Origin of the sequence: Rathayibacter sp. VKM Ac-2926 (assembly GCF_022815565.1) — a bacterium.
GTDB classification, from domain to species: domain Bacteria; phylum Actinomycetota; class Actinomycetes; order Actinomycetales; family Microbacteriaceae; genus Rathayibacter; species Rathayibacter festucae.
Genome location: NZ_JALGRS010000005.1, coordinates 1 through 13,592 on the forward strand (window position 1 = coordinate 1; position 13,592 = coordinate 13,592).

A 13,592-nucleotide genomic window follows, 5' to 3' on the forward strand; every position below is an offset into this window, starting at 1 on the left:
TACGACTCAGACGACGCCCGATCCGCCACCTACGCCGCTTGGCTCCATCACTACAATCACCACCGACCCCACACCGGAATCGGCGGATCAACCCCCGCAGAACGCGTCCACAACCTCACGGGGAACTACATCTAGCGGACATGTCCGCTTGCGGACAGAAGTGCCGGGCGAGCGACCCGTGCCGCGGACTCGGCCGTTCGTCGATCCGACCGGCGTGCCCCGCCGTCCGCCGGCCGACCCCTCACTCGGGTGCAGGGATGGTCCGGCGGAAGGTGATCACCTCGGAAGCGACCTCCCGCAGGTCGAGGGTCAGCGCTCGGGCCTCGTCGCGCAGAGCGGCGAACGCCGCGTCCGCGCTCAGGCGCAGGCTCACGCTGAGGAAGCCGACCGCCTGCAGGACCGGCACGTCGTCGTCGCCCACCTCCTCGAGCGCGCCGACCCAGGACAGGAAGGGGCCCGGCTCCTCGCCCGGCTCAGTCACGGCGGTCTCCGCCGCCGGCCGGGAAGGAGCTCCGGAGGGCGTTGCTCAGCTGCTGCACCGTTCCATGGTCGGCGATGCGACGCCCGGGCGGGGACGGGGTTGCCGGGACCGGCGAGCAGGAGGTAGCCGACCGCCGCTCGTCCTGCGGAGCGAGGCGCTCCGCGCGGCCGCGCAGGTCGGGTCGGCTCCGCACTGCGGCGCCCGTCGGTCACGCCGAAGTGCGCGCAGCCGACGGGAACCCGCGCAGAGGCGGCGCCGCCAGGACAGTGAGCCCCCTCCTCACGGCCTCCGATCCGGATCCGGAACCCCGTGTGTCTGCAACCTAGACCTCCCGAGTCGCTCTGGGAAGCGCTCGGGGGAGCCAGGAGCGGGATGTCGCACCGATATCGACGAAGCGTGAGGATTCCGGCCCGTTCGGGCGTAGCCTCCGTTCCGACCCCATCCGGACCCCTTTCGCGTGGCCACGGCATCCATTCCGGATGCACCCGACGTCAGGATCCCCATGGGACGACTCGTCTACGACTCGCGGCTCGACGTGGACTTCGAGGACCGCCTCCTCGGTCACCTCCAGGTCGTCATCGGCACCAAGCTCGGCCGGGGCGAGAGCTTCTACCTCTCCTGGAAGGACCTGCCGGCCGTGGGCAGCGGTCGCACCTCGATCTGGCTGCATCCCGCCAGCGCGCTCCGTTTCCGGTACGCCAATGCCGATCGCGTCGTCCTCAACCAGGCCTGGGTGCGGCGCTGGATCGCGGACTCCTACGCCCCGGGCGGGCTGCGCCTCACCGACGAGCCGGAACCCGAGGGGGACCGTCCGACGAGGACCGTGACTCCGGCATCGTCCCCGCGGGCGCCGCGGCTCTGACATCGTCCCGGGGACCGTCAGTCGCGCGCCCCGAGGGCGGACTCGGATGTGCTGCCGTCCCAGGCCGCGAGCAGGCGGAGGCGGTCCGCGCTGTCGCCCTGCTCGTCGGGGTAGTAGATCACCAGGACGAGCCCGTCGACCGGCAGCTTCTCGCGGTGCAGGTCGAGGGGACCGACGCGGGGGTGGTCGACCGTCGCGGTGCCGCCGCGGAGCGGGCGGACGTCGTGCCGGGCCCAGAGGGTGCGGAAGCGGGCGCTGGCGAGGGACAGCTCGCCGACGAGCTCGACCGCGCGGGGGTCGCTCGCGTCCTGGCCGAGGGTCTGCCGGGCCACGCCGACGAACGACTCGACCGCCGTCTCCCAGTCGCGGTGGAACAGGCGCTCCTCCGGATCGAGCAGCAGCGACCGCAGGCGGTTGTGGCCGGGAGCGAGTCGCGGTGAGAGCGACACGGCCGCCCGGTTCGAGGCGAGGACGTCGAAGTAGCGGCCCTCGACGAACGCGGGGACCTCGAGTGCGGCGAGGAGGTGGTGCAGCCGCGCGGGGACCTGCTCCGCCGGCCGCGCGCGCCGCCGCACGCGGGGCTTCGGCGCGGCGAGGTCGTGCAGCCAGGCGGTCTCGACGTCGTCCAGCTGCAGGACGCGGGCGAGGGCTTCGAGCACCTGCGCGGAGGGATTGTCGTCGCGGCCGCGCTCGAGCCGGACGTAGTAGTCGGCGCTGATGCCGGCGAGGAGGGCGACCTCCTCCCGGCGGAGGCCCGGCACCCGCCGCCGCGTCCCCGGTGGCAGGCCCACCCGCTCGGGAGCGACGAGCGCGCGCCGGGCCTGCAGGTACTCGCCGAGCGCGTTCGCCGGTGCGTCGACATCCATGGGGCCGACGATACCCACCCCGTCGCGCGGGGAGAGAGAGGCCCTGCCACTCCCCGGATCCGCCGGGACCTGGCTGCCCCCGGCGGCGGCGACGACCATCGACCCGAGCCGCTCACCGCGGACCCGTTCCCCCAGGAGGAGACACCATGGACATCACCGACCGCACCGTCCTCGTCATCGGCGGTACCTCGGGCATCGGCCTCGGCCTCGCCCGCCGCTTCGCCGCCGCCGGGAGCACCGTCGTCGTCGGCGGACGCGACACCGCCCGGGTCGACGACCTCGAGACCGTCCGGATCGACGTCACCGACGCCGACTCCGTGATCCGGGCGAGGGACGAGGTGCTGGCGGCGCATCCCGGCCTCGACACGGTCGTCACCATGTCCGGGGTCCTGCTCCAGGAGGACCTCCGCGACCCCGCCCACTTCGCCACCGCGGAGCGGACCGTCGCCGTCAACCTGCTCGGCACGATCCGCGCCGTCGACGCCTTCACCCCGCACCTCCTCGGCCGGGGCGGCGGCGACATCGTCACCGTGTCCTCGGGGATCGCCTTCCTGCCGTTCCCGCTGATGCCCAGCTACGGTGCGTCGAAGGCGGGCGTCCACGCGTACACCGAGTCGCTGCGGGCGCAGCTGGCCGGCGCGGGCGTCCGGGTGACCGAGCTCGTCCCGCCGGCCGTCGCGACCGCGGGTCAGGAGGCCGTCAACCCGGCGGCCCTGCCCCTCGACGCCTACCTCGACGAGGTCCTCGAGCTGCTGACGCAGGAGCCGACCCCGGACGAGATCGTCGTCCGGGCCGCGCAGCGACTGCGCTGGGCCGAGCGGGACGGCACCTACGCCGAGCTCCTCGCCGCGCGTTCCCGGTCGCTCGACACCCTGCCGGGGCGCTGAGCCGGCGCCGGGAGACCGCGAGGCACTACCCGGGGAGGCGCGAGCGGCCCGGCAGTCGTATCGTAATCGAGGAGGTCGTCATGGTTCGTTCGGCAAGCAGGAAGACCCGTCCGTTCATGCCCCGTCTGCTCGTGCTCTCCGTCGCGGTGATCGGCGGACTCGCCGGCGTGACGGGCTGCTCGACGGGCACGGCTCAGGAGACGCCGGCGTCGATGGCGCCCTCGGCGTCCACGTCGACGGCTGCGTCCAGCGCGACGGCCGAACCGGCGAGCCCTTCCGCGTCCGCACCGTCGTCCGCACCGCCCGCGTCCTCGGCCGGCTGCACCCCGAACGACACCCCCGTCCCGGCCGGCGTCACGACGGCGGAGATCGGCGACGTCGACGGCGACGGCCGGGCGGACCAGGCGTTCTACGACGAGGACGGCGGCTTCGACTACGGCATCCGCACCGCCTCGGGCGCGACCTTCCTGCAGCAGGACACGCTGGCGGGCCCGGCGACCCACCAAGGTTGGACGGTCGCGGTGAGCCCGACCCTCGCGGCCACCGTTCTCAGCGACGGCAGGACCGCCGCGCTCTTCGCGTTCACCGACTGCGCGTTCGTGACGCCGGTCGGTGTCGACGGGGAGCCGTACCGGTTCGTGCTCGCCGGGTTCGGCGACGCCGGCACGGGCGTCACCTGCGGCACGGCCGACGCCGACGGCTACCACTCGATCTCCGGCGTCCTCGCCGCGCGGGACGCCGATGGGCGCTACAGCATCACCTCGACGCAGGTGGAGCTCTCGGCCGACGGGCGCACCGCGACCAACGGTGCCGTCACGAGCGGCGGCGACGACCTCGCGCAGGACGACCCCGCGGTCGTCGCGGCGATGACGGCGACCTGCGACGGCGTGGCGAGCGTTCAGACCAGCGGGGAGTGACCGCCCGGAGTTCCGCTCGGTCCGAGCGGGGCGCCCGGACCGCGGAGATCGACAGCACTCGACCACCTCGCCTCCGGCGGTGGCGTCGAGGCGTCACCGATGTCCGCCGCGCGAGTCGAGGACGGCGCGTGTCGGTGACATCGGGGGTCAAGCGGGGTCGTACCCGCCCTCCTCGTCCCACTGGTCGAGACCCTCGCGGGCGGGCGACCGGGGGGCCGGGGCAGGGCGCCGCCACGTCGACAGAGCGGCGTCGGCCCAGGCGGTGAGCGACCCGGGTGCGGCGTCGTACGAGGCCCAGAACCGCGTGTGGCGAGCCGCCTCCTCCTGCAGATCGTCCGCGGGGACGACCGGCACGGCGGTGCGCGGTCGAGGTGCCACCGGGAGGCGTGTCATCGGGGATCCGGTCGTCGGCGCCGTGCTGATGAGTGCGGTCATGGCCGGACCATACGCCCTTCTCGAGGCCTCGAACGGAGGAGCCGCGAACACGTCCGCGCAAGCGACTCGAAGTCGGTCCGCCGCACCCCTCCGCGGCGGCTCCGGTCCTGACTCCGGGTGCTCTGGTCCGCCTGGTGCTCCTTCACACGCCTGTTGCGGAGAGCTCGTTCGGGTGGGGCCACCTCAGAGGGCCTCGATCTCTCCTCTGACCTGCCCACGTGAGCAGGGGGCCCACAGCATGTTGGGGGCGCTGAACGCGAGTGGAGGGGCGACGGGTGCTCGACGTCGACGTTGGGTAGCTTCGGGACATGGATGAACCCACTGAGCCGTCCGCTCGAGGGTGGCGAATCGATTTCAACGAGCCGCCGAGCCTTCTGTGCAGCGAAGCGGAGGCAGCTCTCGTGCGCGCGTCGGAGGAGAGTGCACTTCTTCGGAGTCGGCCCTCGGGATCCGGGGGGAGGGAGAGAGTCGTCTCCGCTGCATGCTCCGCTGCTCTTCTCGGTGCCAACGAGCACGAGCTCGCCGTCACGATGGGGTTCACGATCGAGGCCGTTCAATCGATGCTTCGCGGCGCTTGAACTAGGCCCGGGTCGTCCCGTATGGGGATGGTCTACCGAGATGCCGGGGTCGATACTGAGGAGCGCTGTCGGGTGGATGCCAGAGCGTCGAGTCCGCAGTGTCCTGTGAGCCCGGGCCGGCGATGCCCTGATGACGATCGGATCGACCATGCAACGCAAGCAGGCAGTCCTCGTTCTGGCCTCGTTGGTGCTTCTTGGAGCGACCGTCACCGGCGCGGGTATCGCACTGGCCGCACCCCCGGCAGTGCCCAGTGCGACGCCCAGCACGGTCACCCTTCCGAGCGAAGTCGTGGCGACGATCGCTCCTGGCACGCTGCACAGCGGGGAAGCATCCGCACCAACCGAAACGCCGTCGCTCGAGCCCGGTGCTCCCGGTGCCGAAAGGGCGCCGGTGGAGTCGGCTGATGCCGCGATCGCCCTCGCCCTCCAGGACGAAGCGTCCATCGAAGTCGCCACGAGCACCGATGCCGTCAGGACCACCTCGGAGGAGGCGTATGGCAGCGAAGGACTGCTCGCTGGCTTCTCTCCGCCGTCGGACAGCCCCTCCGCCGACGATCTCTGGCTCGTCGGTGTCACCGGCGAGATCCGCAACAGCTTCGGCGCCATCGCGGTTCCCCTCGACTGGATGATTTTCGTCATCGATGCGAAGACAGGTGCTCTCATCGGCCGGTGGGGCGACACCGGTAACTTGCCGGACATCTTCGACTGACGCCGTGATTGAGGCTCGGCGAGCAAGCCGTAACAGCGCAGGCCGACCGTCCCGAAAGGGGATGGTCTGACGGACGCGAAGGCTGGGGTCAGGGCAGAGGGGCGACGTAGACACTCGAGCTCCCGGCTCGGCCCGCCTGAGTTCGCTCTACTTTCACGATGTGGGTCGGGTCGAGTCCGGCGGGTGTATCGAGGACATAGCTGGCGAGTACGTAGCTCTCCGAGCACCCCTCCTCCTGCGGGTCCTCCTGCAGCTTCGACTCGATCCGTAGGTGGTCGGGCGCGACGACCTCGAGAGCGACGGGTTCGTTCAGGCACTGACCGCTCCCGCCCGTGGTCATCGTGAAGGTGCTCCCGTCCTCCAGCCACTGAATCGGCCGGCTCGAGGTCGGATTCTTCAGTCCACCCCAGTAGCCGTATCGGTACACCGCGCCCGCGGGGGAGAAAGTCGGTGCGGCGGTCGGTGCGCCGGCGGAGGGCACCCGGTCCGGCCACCTGCCCGCGTAGTCCCCGAGGAGCCACAGGCTCGCTCCGGCTGCCACCGTCAGTGCGGTGATGCGCAGGACCTTCGAGAGACCATGGCTTCGGTGAGTGGACACCACTCGATTCTGCCTTCGCGAAACGCCGGGTGCGCAATGATCCCGTCTGTCTCTGGAAGAGCAGTGAGATGGTGCGAGGCATGTGGACTCCCGGCGGGTGGAGCGGCGCGCTCCGTTCGGCTGAGCAAAGCACGCTCGCGCCGGTGCTGCTACGCGCTGAGCAGTTCCAACGCGACCAGACCCCTGCATGTCCGGGGAACGTCGACGATGCGTCGTCTGTCCCGAAAGGCAATCGCCTCACGCGTCACACCCGGCGTATCTCTCCAGATCCGAGTGCCTGTTCCGAGGGCAGCGGGGACAGCAGGTCACCGAGTTCGCGCTTCGCCTTCTGGTATCGACTGCGTGCCGTGGACGGTGGGACGGAGAGGATCTGGGCCGCCTCGCTGAGAGAGAAGCCCTCCCAGTGCACGAGTCGCACGACCTCTGCCAGCTCCGGAGTGAGTTTGCTCAGCGCTGCTCGAACGTCGAGGACGACGTCGGAAGGTTCTCCGATCACGCCGATGGGGTCGACGATGCCGCGAAGCTTCTCGGCGAGGAGGTCTTGACGCCTGCGCGTCCTACTGGTGTTCAGCGCGACGTTCCGCGCTACCCCGAACAGCCACAGGCGGGCGTCCTCGTCCGGCAAGGGCATGGACGACGACCGGCGCCACGCGATCGTCATCGTCTCGGAGAGCGCATCGGCAGCGTCATCGGTGCCGACTCGGCGTTCGAGGTAGTTCAGAAGGTCACGGGCTGTGGCGTCGAGGATGGCCACGATGCGATCGGCTTGCGTGTCGCGGCGGCTCACTGGGTGAGGTTCGCCTGGGTGAATTTTGCGCAGTCGTCTTGGCTTCCGAAGGAGAGATCTGATCCGGTGACGGGATCGACCACTCCTCGGTCTTCGAGCTCGTCCCAGACGACGTTGATGATCGCGCCCACCACCGCTTGGCGGTACAGCTCGTCTCCCGAGTACAACTCGGTCGCGGGCACCACGGTGTCGCCGTCGTCGCCGCGGACGGTCACGTCCCGAGCGACGATCCGGGCCAGCTCGCCGTCGATGTCCGCGAGGGCGAGCACATCGGTGGTGCGAAGCACGTCCTGCGCCTCCTTGACGTCCTCCGGGTCGCCTTCCCTGGCGACGCTGCGGAACTCGCATTCTCTTCCGCTGGGCAGCGTGAAGTGGACGACGGAGTCCGGATTCGTCACCCACGGCTCCCACCCGGAGAGCGTCGTCGCCGCGGCCGCACCCGCGCCGCCCAGCGTGAGAGCGACGACGGTGCCGATCACGGCGGCACGAGGCGTGACTGGCCGCCGGCCGCGTCGTGTCTCCCGCTCCGCCCCGCGGACCATCTCTCGAAGGGCGTCGTCGGGGACTGCATCCGCCAGTGGAGTCGGTGGCACCGATTCGTCGAGGAGCGCCTTCATCGCCCGATCGCTGGCGGCGTCGTGAGGTTCGGTCGTCATGATCTGCTCCTGGGTGCTCGACTGGCCTTCACTCTGTACATGTCCAGCAGGACCCCGAACTGACGACACGAAGAGGGAATCAGTCGAGAACGTGTCCCGCTCGAGCGGGCATCGTCTCCTGCAGGGGTCGCTCGGCCGGGACGGTCTGTGAGTGGTGAGCGTCAGCGCGAGCGGACGTTCGTGTCTTCACCCTGCCGTGACTGCGGTGCGACCGTTGTCGCTTATCGGTTCGAGCCGGAACGAGCGCATCGGCCGTCTCGCCTGATCATCGATCATCGGCTCACCGGTGCCCGCGGTGAGCGCCGATCCAGAGGAGCAGCACTCCGACGATCGCCGCGACGGCTCCGAGTGCCATCACCGTCGCGTCCGCGGGGTGCATCGCGCAGGCCGCGGCCACGTCGTCGTCGGCGCAGGTGCGCCACGGCTGGAAGAGGAACACGACGGCCACGATCACTCCGAGGGGAGCGAGAACCGCTCCGGTCGTGGTCAGCAGGTCGATTCGTTCTCGCGCAGCCATGTCCTGAAGGCAGCTCCCACCGTTGCGCCTCTACTGGTGCTCGATGCGCGACGCCGGGTCCAGGCCGAAGGTGCGGAGGGGGTCGGGGCCGTCGAGAGTGATGGACGTGCTCGGGTCGCCAGCGAACTCGTCTGCTGAGCGCTCCTGGGTTCCACGGCCCGCATACACGTCGCGGAGGACACTGGCTGCGGCGCCGGCGGGAGCCACGGCTTCTCGGAAGCGTCGGAGGAGTCCCAGAGTGAAGCCGACCGCGATGACGAGGCCGAAGGCCATGATGAGCAGTGCTTCGGACATCGTGATCTCCGTTCGTTGATGTCGGTTCAGTCGAACACGCCCGCTCAGCGAATGCAACGCCGCCCGTGGGCGACCGGGCCTCCCCTCAGGGGAGGAGCCCGGACGTATCGCCGAGTCGTCTGCAATCGCTCCCTGAAGTCTGAGACGAAACCGTGCTCTGGGGGCATTCACTACTGAGGGGGGTGATGTCGGTGGTCGGTGCTGCTGAGCTGACGCTGGTGGATCGTCTTCGCAGCGGCGACCCCTCGGCGCTGGATGCTCTCTTCCGGATGCACGGCCGCGCGGTCCACCGGGCCGCGGGGAGCTTCCTCGTCCAAGCCGACCAGGCGGAGGACGTCGTGCAGGAGACCTTCTTCCTGCTCTGGAAGCGCCGCTCGGGTGTGCGCATCGTGGGGGAGTCGGTGCTGCCGTGGCTGCTGGTGACGGCGCGCAACCTCAGCTCCTCGATTGACCGCCGCGAGCAGCGCCGACGCCACCTGCCCCTCTCCGACGACACCGCCTCTCGCGGCGTCGATGCGGACACGAGCGACCGGCTGCTCGACGTGCGGCGTCTGGTCGAGCAGATGAGTGCGACGGACCGCGCGATCTGGACGGCCTGCATCGAGGACGACCTCAGCTACAGCGACGCCGCTCGCTCCCTCGGCCTGTCCCACGGGACGGTCCGCAACCGCCTCTCGCGGGTGCGGGCATCACTGGCGAGAACCCTGACGGAACGGACAGAGGACCATGGACGATCCTGACCTGAGCGACGAGCAGCTCGAGCGCATCAGCGCACGCCTCGCGCACCGCATCCGCCGCCGCCGACGTCTCGGCCAGGCCGCGGCGGTGACGCTCGCCGGCATCGCCGGCGCGGTCCTCAGCGCCGCAGTCGTCACGGCAGTGCCGACGGACCGCGGCATCCCAGTCGCGGCGCCCGTCACCTGCTGGGAACAGGACGGGCAGGGCGTCGCCCTGTCGGGCGAGATCCGGACTCCGGCAGAAGAGCCCACCGAGTCGCTCGCTGCGGCATGCGCTGCACTCACGGAGTCGGGTACCGACGGCGTCACAGACGCGGCGGACGCCGCACTGTTCTCCCTCGCGGGAACCCAGGTGTGCCAGGAGGGCGGGCGGATCCGGATCTTCACGGGACTGAATACCCCGGTCGACTGCACCGACCGGCCCGTGAACCAGAACGGAGTCGACCAGTGATCACCAGTCGCGCGAGAAGCCTCCCCTTCAGCATCCTCTGCCTCTCCGGGGCGCTCCTTCTCAGCGGATGCGGGACGAGTGCCACCGTGTCCGGCGCGCCGTCGTCATCGCAGGTCCCGGGTGAACAGCTGCGAGCCGAAGACGTGACGAAGCTCACCTACGAGAGCACCGCGGTCATCGGTGATCAAGGATCAGGCGGGTGGGTGCTGAATCATCCGGTCGGCTTCCACATCGTCAGCATCGACGGCCAGTCGAAGCTCAGCGTGAACGAGCCTTGCAACGGGCTCACCTACGAGCTGCAAGCGGCCGGCCTGCAGCCTTCCGTCTGGGTCATCACCGCGGGCCCTGCGACGACGATCGTCACCTGCAACGACGGCGAGCAGTGGCTGATGGACGTCCTGGGCGCCGAGGACGTGAGCCTCACACAGACCACGACCACGATGCGCATCCGCTCCGGCCCCGTCACCATCGACGCCACCGCGAAGACGACGCCCACCTCGACGGAGACACGGGCAGCACCGGCCTCGACTCGGGACCCCCAGCCGTCTTCACTCCCGACGGAAGCCCCGCCGTGCCCCCTGACTGCTGACACCGCAGACGGGCCGATGATCGACGTCCAGCAGCTGACGAACCCGGCGCTCGACCTGGCCGACGGCGCCGGAAGTCAACTCTCCACGCTCAGCGCGGAGGAGAAGAAGCAGTACCCGATCTATGCGGTGCGGGCGACGTATGCGGAGCTGTCCTCCTGCGCCCCGGGACTCGGCGGCGACACTCGAATCTCACCGGAAGCGCCGATGTGGGCTCTGAGCGTGCACGCCCCTGTCATGAACGACGCGCCCTACGGGATTCCGGCCAAGAGGTGGGACGTCTACACCGTCGTCTACGACGGCGATACCGGAGAGGCGATCGTCTCCTCGACGGGTGTCGACCTCCAGGCGCTCGGGATGCGCGGTGAGGTGATCACCGCACGGTAGACGATCTCGGAGGTGATCGGCGATGGTGCACCGGCCGCCTCATCGGCCGGAGAGACCATCCCGCGACCGTCTCGAGAGGCGGCATCGATCTCGAGACCCTCGGCGCGCCGGGCGCACTGATCACCGCCGACTGGATCCGCAGTCGACCGCCTCGGAAGAGGGGGATCACGCGGGCGGATCGTGGGAGAAGTCGAGCGATCCGGCGAGGATGAGTGCGGCCACGTCGCGCACTCCGATGCCTTCCGCGAAGGCGTAGGCGCGGATGATCGCGAGGGCGTCCGCCGGTGTCGACCGGGTCTGGCCGATCACCATCCCGGTCGCCTGGTGCACTTCCCGGCGCGAGAGCGCGGGATCACGGGCGAGCCTCCCGTTCTCCGGCAGGCTGATCGCCTGATCGACCACGGCCCTGGCGAGCGCTCCTGAGAGTCGGCTCGCGAGCTGCAGCTGTTCGGCGTCGAGCCGCATCGAGGTGCTGCTGTACAGGGTGACCGCGCCGATGCTCGAGGTGCCGATGACCAGGGGGACGGCGAGGACCGTCCTCGTTCCTGCCGCCTCCGCGGAGAGCGCGAAGACGGGCCAGGCGGCGAAGTGCCGCTCGTCGTCGACCTGCATCTCGACGGGGCGGTAGGCGCGGTACGCGCTCCAGGCGGGCCCTTCGCCGAGGTCGATCTGCGTCTCGTCGAGAGTCGCCGCTCGACGGCTGGTCGCCGCGAGTGTCTGCATGTCGAAGGGAGCGCCGAGCACGGAGGTGGCCGCGTCTTCGGCGGGCAGCAGCGTGGCGAAGGAGGCGAGAAGCCGGTCGATCTCCTCGCCGAAGGCGCCGCCCGCCCGGCTGGTGCTCACGAGAGGAGGCCGGGTACGCGCGTGCACTCGCTCGTGCCGAGCTCCGTCCCGATCATGAGCTGCAGGGGAGCGAGGAGCCGGTCGTCGACGTCGGTCCCGCGGCCGGAGTCGTCGTGCAGCCTGCCCATGGGGGTCCCGCCGTCGCGTGCGCCCGGGAAGGGTGCGGTTCGCCACGCGAGGTCTCGGATGGGCTCTGAGACTAACCCCGTTCCGCACTGCCCGCACCGATCCGGGACGATCGGTCGCGCAATCGCCCGGACGGAGACGCGAAGGGCTGTTTCTGCGGTGTCACCGGGATATTCGTGAAACACCTCTCCGGGGTCGTCCGAGGCGTACTGTGACGGATGCCGGCCGCGTCGCGGAGGTGCACGACCTCTCTCCCGCCGATGGGTGACATCGCTCGGCCGAGCGGGCTTCTCCTAGCGATCCGAGCCGCCATGACCCCGCGGGACGAGAATCAGCACGACTCCGTCCGTGCCCTCCAGGACCTGATCTCCGCGTTCTCCGGACCGCACTGGGTGCACCCCGCCTACGTCGAGCACGTCCTCGCGCATGCCGCGGACCTGCTCGCCGCCGCGCTGATCCTCGGCGAGCCCGAGCGGAAGCGCATGCCGACGCTGATGTGGCCGCGGTCGGCCGTCTTCGAGATCCCGAACCCACCACCGGTGCCACCTGCCGCCCTCTGAGCGGCAGGCGTCTCCGGCCCTCGCTCGAGACGTCCCGGTTGAGCCGATGCGCAGGGCAGCGCGACCGACGTCCGAGCAGGGGAGGGGCACCAGCGCCGCCGGTCGCGAGTGTGGTGGAGTGGAGCGCACCGCCCGTCACCACCCCCGAGGAGCCACCATGCACGTCGTCGTCATCGGCGGGAGCGGCCACATCGGCTCCTTCCTCGTCCCCCGGCTCGTCCGCGCCGGGCACGAGGTCACGACCATCACCCGCGGCACCAGCACCCCCTACACCGCCGGCCCGGAGTGGGAGCAGGTGCGGAGCGTCGTCGCCGATCGGCAGCAGGAGGACGAGGACGGCGTCTTCGCCGCCCGGGTCCGCGATCTGGCTCCGGACGTGGTGATCGATCTGGTCTGCTTCACCGTCGACTCGGCGCGTGACCTCGTCGAGGGGCTCCGCGGGCACGTCGGCCACCTGATCAGCTGCGGATCGGTCTGGCGCTACGGCCCCACCCTGAAGCTCCCGATCCGGGAGGGCGAGGGGACGCCCGCGATCGACGAGTACGGCCGCCAGAAGGAGGCGATCGCCCTCCTCCTGAAGGCCGAGACCGCCGCGGGCGGCCTGCGCACCACCACGCTGCACCCGGGCCACATCAGCGGACCCGGCTGGGCGCCGATCGGCCCGCTGGGCAACCTCGACCCCGCCGTCTGGGAGACCCTGGCCACCGGCGGGACGCTGCGCATGCCGGGCTCGGGCGCGGAGTCCCTGCACCACGTGCACGCCGACGACGTCGCCCAGGCGTTCGAGCTCGCGGTCGCCCGGCCGGAGGCGGCCGCGGGGGAGGACTTCCACATCGTGGCCCCCTCGGCGCTCACGGTCCGCGGGTTCGCGCAGATCGCCGCGGGCTGGTTCGGGCGGGAGGCCGTGCTGGAGAGCGTCGGCTGGGAGGAGTTCCGCCGCAGCGCGGGCGACGACCTCGCCGACGCGAGCTGGGGCCACCTGCACCGCAGCCAGTACTTCTCCATCGAGAAGGCGACGACGCTCCTCGGCTATGCGCCGCGGTACGAGCCGGAGGCCGCCGTCCTCGAAGCCCTCCAGAGCCTGGTCGAGCGCGGCGAGCTGACCCTCCCGGTCGCGCTCCAGCCGCGAGCGCATTAGGCCGCAGCATCCGGCGCGGCCGGGCTTCGCGCGGGTCTCGATACGCGCCCACGGCGCTACTCGACCAGCATGGGTCGGACTCGGTCGAGCGTCTGCAGGGCATGAGCGATTCATGCTGATCGAGCAGCCCGCGGAGCGGGCTTATCGAGATCCACATGTGCACGGAGGCGCTGGTC

19 protein-coding genes are annotated in these 13,592 nt (G+C 70.6%); 10 read left to right on the forward strand and 9 right to left on the reverse strand.

The features are described 5' to 3' along the window. A partial coding sequence (locus tag MT351_RS07995; protein WP_243582044.1) for an integrase core domain-containing protein occupies positions 1-135 on the forward strand: 135 nt, incomplete at its 5' end. Positions 136-241: 106 nt separating this feature from the next. Here the strand turns inward: MT351_RS07995 and MT351_RS08000 are convergent. After that, a complete protein-coding gene (locus MT351_RS08000) occupies positions 242-481 on the reverse strand; it encodes an ANTAR domain-containing protein (RefSeq protein WP_123737003.1) in 240 nt (79 codons plus the stop codon). 502 nt (positions 482-983) lie between these two features. Between MT351_RS08000 and MT351_RS08005 the strand changes: the two genes are divergently transcribed. Further along, positions 984-1,343 (forward strand): ATP-dependent DNA ligase, encoded by a 360-nt coding sequence (locus tag MT351_RS08005; RefSeq protein ID WP_243581852.1) that lies wholly within the window; start codon positions 984-986, stop codon positions 1,341-1,343. A gap of 17 nt (positions 1,344-1,360) precedes the next feature. Here MT351_RS08005 and MT351_RS08010 read toward each other — a convergent pair whose 3' ends face one another. Then, positions 1,361-2,209 (reverse strand): helix-turn-helix domain-containing protein, encoded by an 849-nt coding sequence (locus MT351_RS08010; protein ID WP_243581853.1) that lies wholly within the window; start codon positions 2,207-2,209, stop codon positions 1,361-1,363. A gap of 146 nt (positions 2,210-2,355) precedes the next feature. Between MT351_RS08010 and MT351_RS08015 the strand changes: the two genes are divergently transcribed. Together MT351_RS08015 and MT351_RS08020 are read left to right on the forward strand one after the other, a co-directional pair. Continuing rightward, positions 2,356-3,096 carry an SDR family oxidoreductase gene (locus tag MT351_RS08015; RefSeq protein ID WP_243581854.1) on the forward strand — a complete coding sequence of 247 codons (741 nt, stop codon included), beginning with the start codon at positions 2,356-2,358 and terminating at the stop codon, positions 3,094-3,096. 80 nt (positions 3,097-3,176) lie between these two features. Beyond that, entirely contained in the window at positions 3,177-4,013 is an 837-nt protein-coding gene (locus MT351_RS08020) for a hypothetical protein (RefSeq protein ID WP_243581855.1), read from the forward strand. A gap of 147 nt (positions 4,014-4,160) precedes the next feature. Here MT351_RS08020 and MT351_RS08025 read toward each other — a convergent pair whose 3' ends face one another. Beyond that, entirely contained in the window at positions 4,161-4,448 is a 288-nt protein-coding gene (locus tag MT351_RS08025; RefSeq protein ID WP_243581856.1) for a hypothetical protein, read from the reverse strand. A gap of 726 nt (positions 4,449-5,174) precedes the next feature. On the opposite strand from MT351_RS08025, the gene MT351_RS08030 reads away from it, so the two are divergent. Further along, entirely contained in the window at positions 5,175-5,735 is a 561-nt protein-coding gene (locus MT351_RS08030) for a hypothetical protein (RefSeq protein WP_132436101.1), read from the forward strand. Positions 5,736-6,577: 842 nt separating this feature from the next. Here the strand turns inward: MT351_RS08030 and MT351_RS08035 are convergent. From MT351_RS08035 to MT351_RS08050, 4 genes are all read right to left on the reverse strand, one after another. Beyond that, on the reverse strand, positions 6,578-7,120 hold the full coding sequence (locus MT351_RS08035; RefSeq protein WP_243581857.1) for an RNA polymerase sigma factor: 543 nt from the start codon (positions 7,118-7,120) through the stop codon (positions 6,578-6,580). Further along, on the reverse strand, positions 7,117-7,737 hold the full coding sequence (locus MT351_RS08040) for a hypothetical protein (RefSeq protein WP_243581858.1): 621 nt from the start codon (positions 7,735-7,737) through the stop codon (positions 7,117-7,119). The genes MT351_RS08035 and MT351_RS08040 overlap by 4 nt, the downstream gene beginning before the upstream one ends. Positions 7,738-8,056: 319 nt before the next feature. Beyond that, positions 8,057-8,293, reverse strand: a complete 237-nt coding sequence (locus tag MT351_RS08045; protein ID WP_132436099.1) for a hypothetical protein — start codon at positions 8,291-8,293, stop codon at positions 8,057-8,059. 30 nt (positions 8,294-8,323) lie between these two features. Further along, complete coding sequence (locus tag MT351_RS08050; protein ID WP_132436098.1) at positions 8,324-8,587, reverse strand: hypothetical protein; 264 nt, start codon at positions 8,585-8,587, stop codon at positions 8,324-8,326. 218 nt (positions 8,588-8,805) lie between these two features. On the opposite strand from MT351_RS08050, the gene MT351_RS08055 reads away from it, so the two are divergent. The 3 genes from MT351_RS08055 (at position 8,806) to MT351_RS08065 (ending at position 10,749) form a co-directional block, all read left to right on the forward strand. Beyond that, on the forward strand, positions 8,806-9,327 hold the full coding sequence (locus tag MT351_RS08055) for an RNA polymerase sigma factor (RefSeq protein WP_243581859.1): 522 nt from the start codon (positions 8,806-8,808) through the stop codon (positions 9,325-9,327). Beyond that, positions 9,314-9,775, forward strand: coding sequence for a hypothetical protein (locus tag MT351_RS08060; RefSeq protein WP_132438523.1), 462 nt, complete (start codon positions 9,314-9,316; stop codon positions 9,773-9,775). The genes MT351_RS08055 and MT351_RS08060 overlap by 14 nt, the downstream gene beginning before the upstream one ends. Before the next feature lie 86 nt (positions 9,776-9,861). Next, a complete protein-coding gene (locus tag MT351_RS08065) occupies positions 9,862-10,749 on the forward strand; it encodes a hypothetical protein (protein ID WP_243581860.1) in 888 nt (295 codons plus the stop codon). A 165-nt stretch (positions 10,750-10,914) separates the two neighbouring features. Here MT351_RS08065 and MT351_RS08070 read toward each other — a convergent pair whose 3' ends face one another. Then, positions 10,915-11,592, reverse strand: coding sequence for a GAF and ANTAR domain-containing protein (locus MT351_RS08070; protein ID WP_132437247.1), 678 nt, complete (start codon positions 11,590-11,592; stop codon positions 10,915-10,917). After that, a complete protein-coding gene (locus MT351_RS19940) occupies positions 11,589-11,720 on the reverse strand; it encodes a hypothetical protein (RefSeq protein WP_279389005.1) in 132 nt (43 codons plus the stop codon). Before MT351_RS19940 ends, MT351_RS08070 begins: the two co-directional genes overlap by 4 nt. Before the next feature lie 309 nt (positions 11,721-12,029). On the opposite strand from MT351_RS19940, the gene MT351_RS08075 reads away from it, so the two are divergent. Together MT351_RS08075 and MT351_RS08080 are read left to right on the forward strand one after the other, a co-directional pair. Further along, a complete protein-coding gene (locus MT351_RS08075) occupies positions 12,030-12,278 on the forward strand; it encodes a hypothetical protein (RefSeq protein ID WP_132437246.1) in 249 nt (82 codons plus the stop codon). A 157-nt stretch (positions 12,279-12,435) separates the two neighbouring features. After that, on the forward strand, positions 12,436-13,416 hold the full coding sequence (locus MT351_RS08080; RefSeq protein ID WP_132437245.1) for an NAD(P)-dependent oxidoreductase: 981 nt from the start codon (positions 12,436-12,438) through the stop codon (positions 13,414-13,416). Positions 13,417-13,592 lie beyond the last annotated feature (176 nt).

What these genes read in the sequence shown, in the direction of transcription:
- MT351_RS08050 (WP_132436098.1), bottom strand. Translation starts at nt 8,587, where the DNA reads ATGTCCGAAGCACTGCTCATCATGGCCTTCGGCCTCGTCATCGCGGTC.
- MT351_RS08020 (WP_243581855.1), top strand. Translation starts at nt 3,177, where the DNA reads ATGGTTCGTTCGGCAAGCAGGAAGACCCGTCCGTTCATGCCCCGTCTG.
- MT351_RS08025 (WP_243581856.1), bottom strand. Translation starts at nt 4,448, where the DNA reads ATGACCGCACTCATCAGCACGGCGCCGACGACCGGATCCCCGATGACA.
- MT351_RS08075 (WP_132437246.1), top strand. Translation starts at nt 12,030, where the DNA reads ATGACCCCGCGGGACGAGAATCAGCACGACTCCGTCCGTGCCCTCCAG.
- MT351_RS08060 (WP_132438523.1), top strand. Translation starts at nt 9,314, where the DNA reads ATGGACGATCCTGACCTGAGCGACGAGCAGCTCGAGCGCATCAGCGCA.
- MT351_RS08015 (WP_243581854.1), top strand. Translation starts at nt 2,356, where the DNA reads ATGGACATCACCGACCGCACCGTCCTCGTCATCGGCGGTACCTCGGGC.
- MT351_RS08080 (WP_132437245.1), top strand. Translation starts at nt 12,436, where the DNA reads ATGCACGTCGTCGTCATCGGCGGGAGCGGCCACATCGGCTCCTTCCTC.
- MT351_RS19940 (WP_279389005.1), bottom strand. Translation starts at nt 11,720, where the DNA reads ATGGGCAGGCTGCACGACGACTCCGGCCGCGGGACCGACGTCGACGAC.
- MT351_RS08040 (WP_243581858.1), bottom strand. Translation starts at nt 7,737, where the DNA reads ATGAAGGCGCTCCTCGACGAATCGGTGCCACCGACTCCACTGGCGGAT.
- MT351_RS08045 (WP_132436099.1), bottom strand. Translation starts at nt 8,293, where the DNA reads ATGGCTGCGCGAGAACGAATCGACCTGCTGACCACGACCGGAGCGGTT.
- MT351_RS08005 (WP_243581852.1), top strand. Translation starts at nt 984, where the DNA reads ATGGGACGACTCGTCTACGACTCGCGGCTCGACGTGGACTTCGAGGAC.
- MT351_RS08030 (WP_132436101.1), top strand. Translation starts at nt 5,175, where the DNA reads ATGCAACGCAAGCAGGCAGTCCTCGTTCTGGCCTCGTTGGTGCTTCTT.
- MT351_RS08010 (WP_243581853.1), bottom strand. Translation starts at nt 2,209, where the DNA reads ATGGATGTCGACGCACCGGCGAACGCGCTCGGCGAGTACCTGCAGGCC.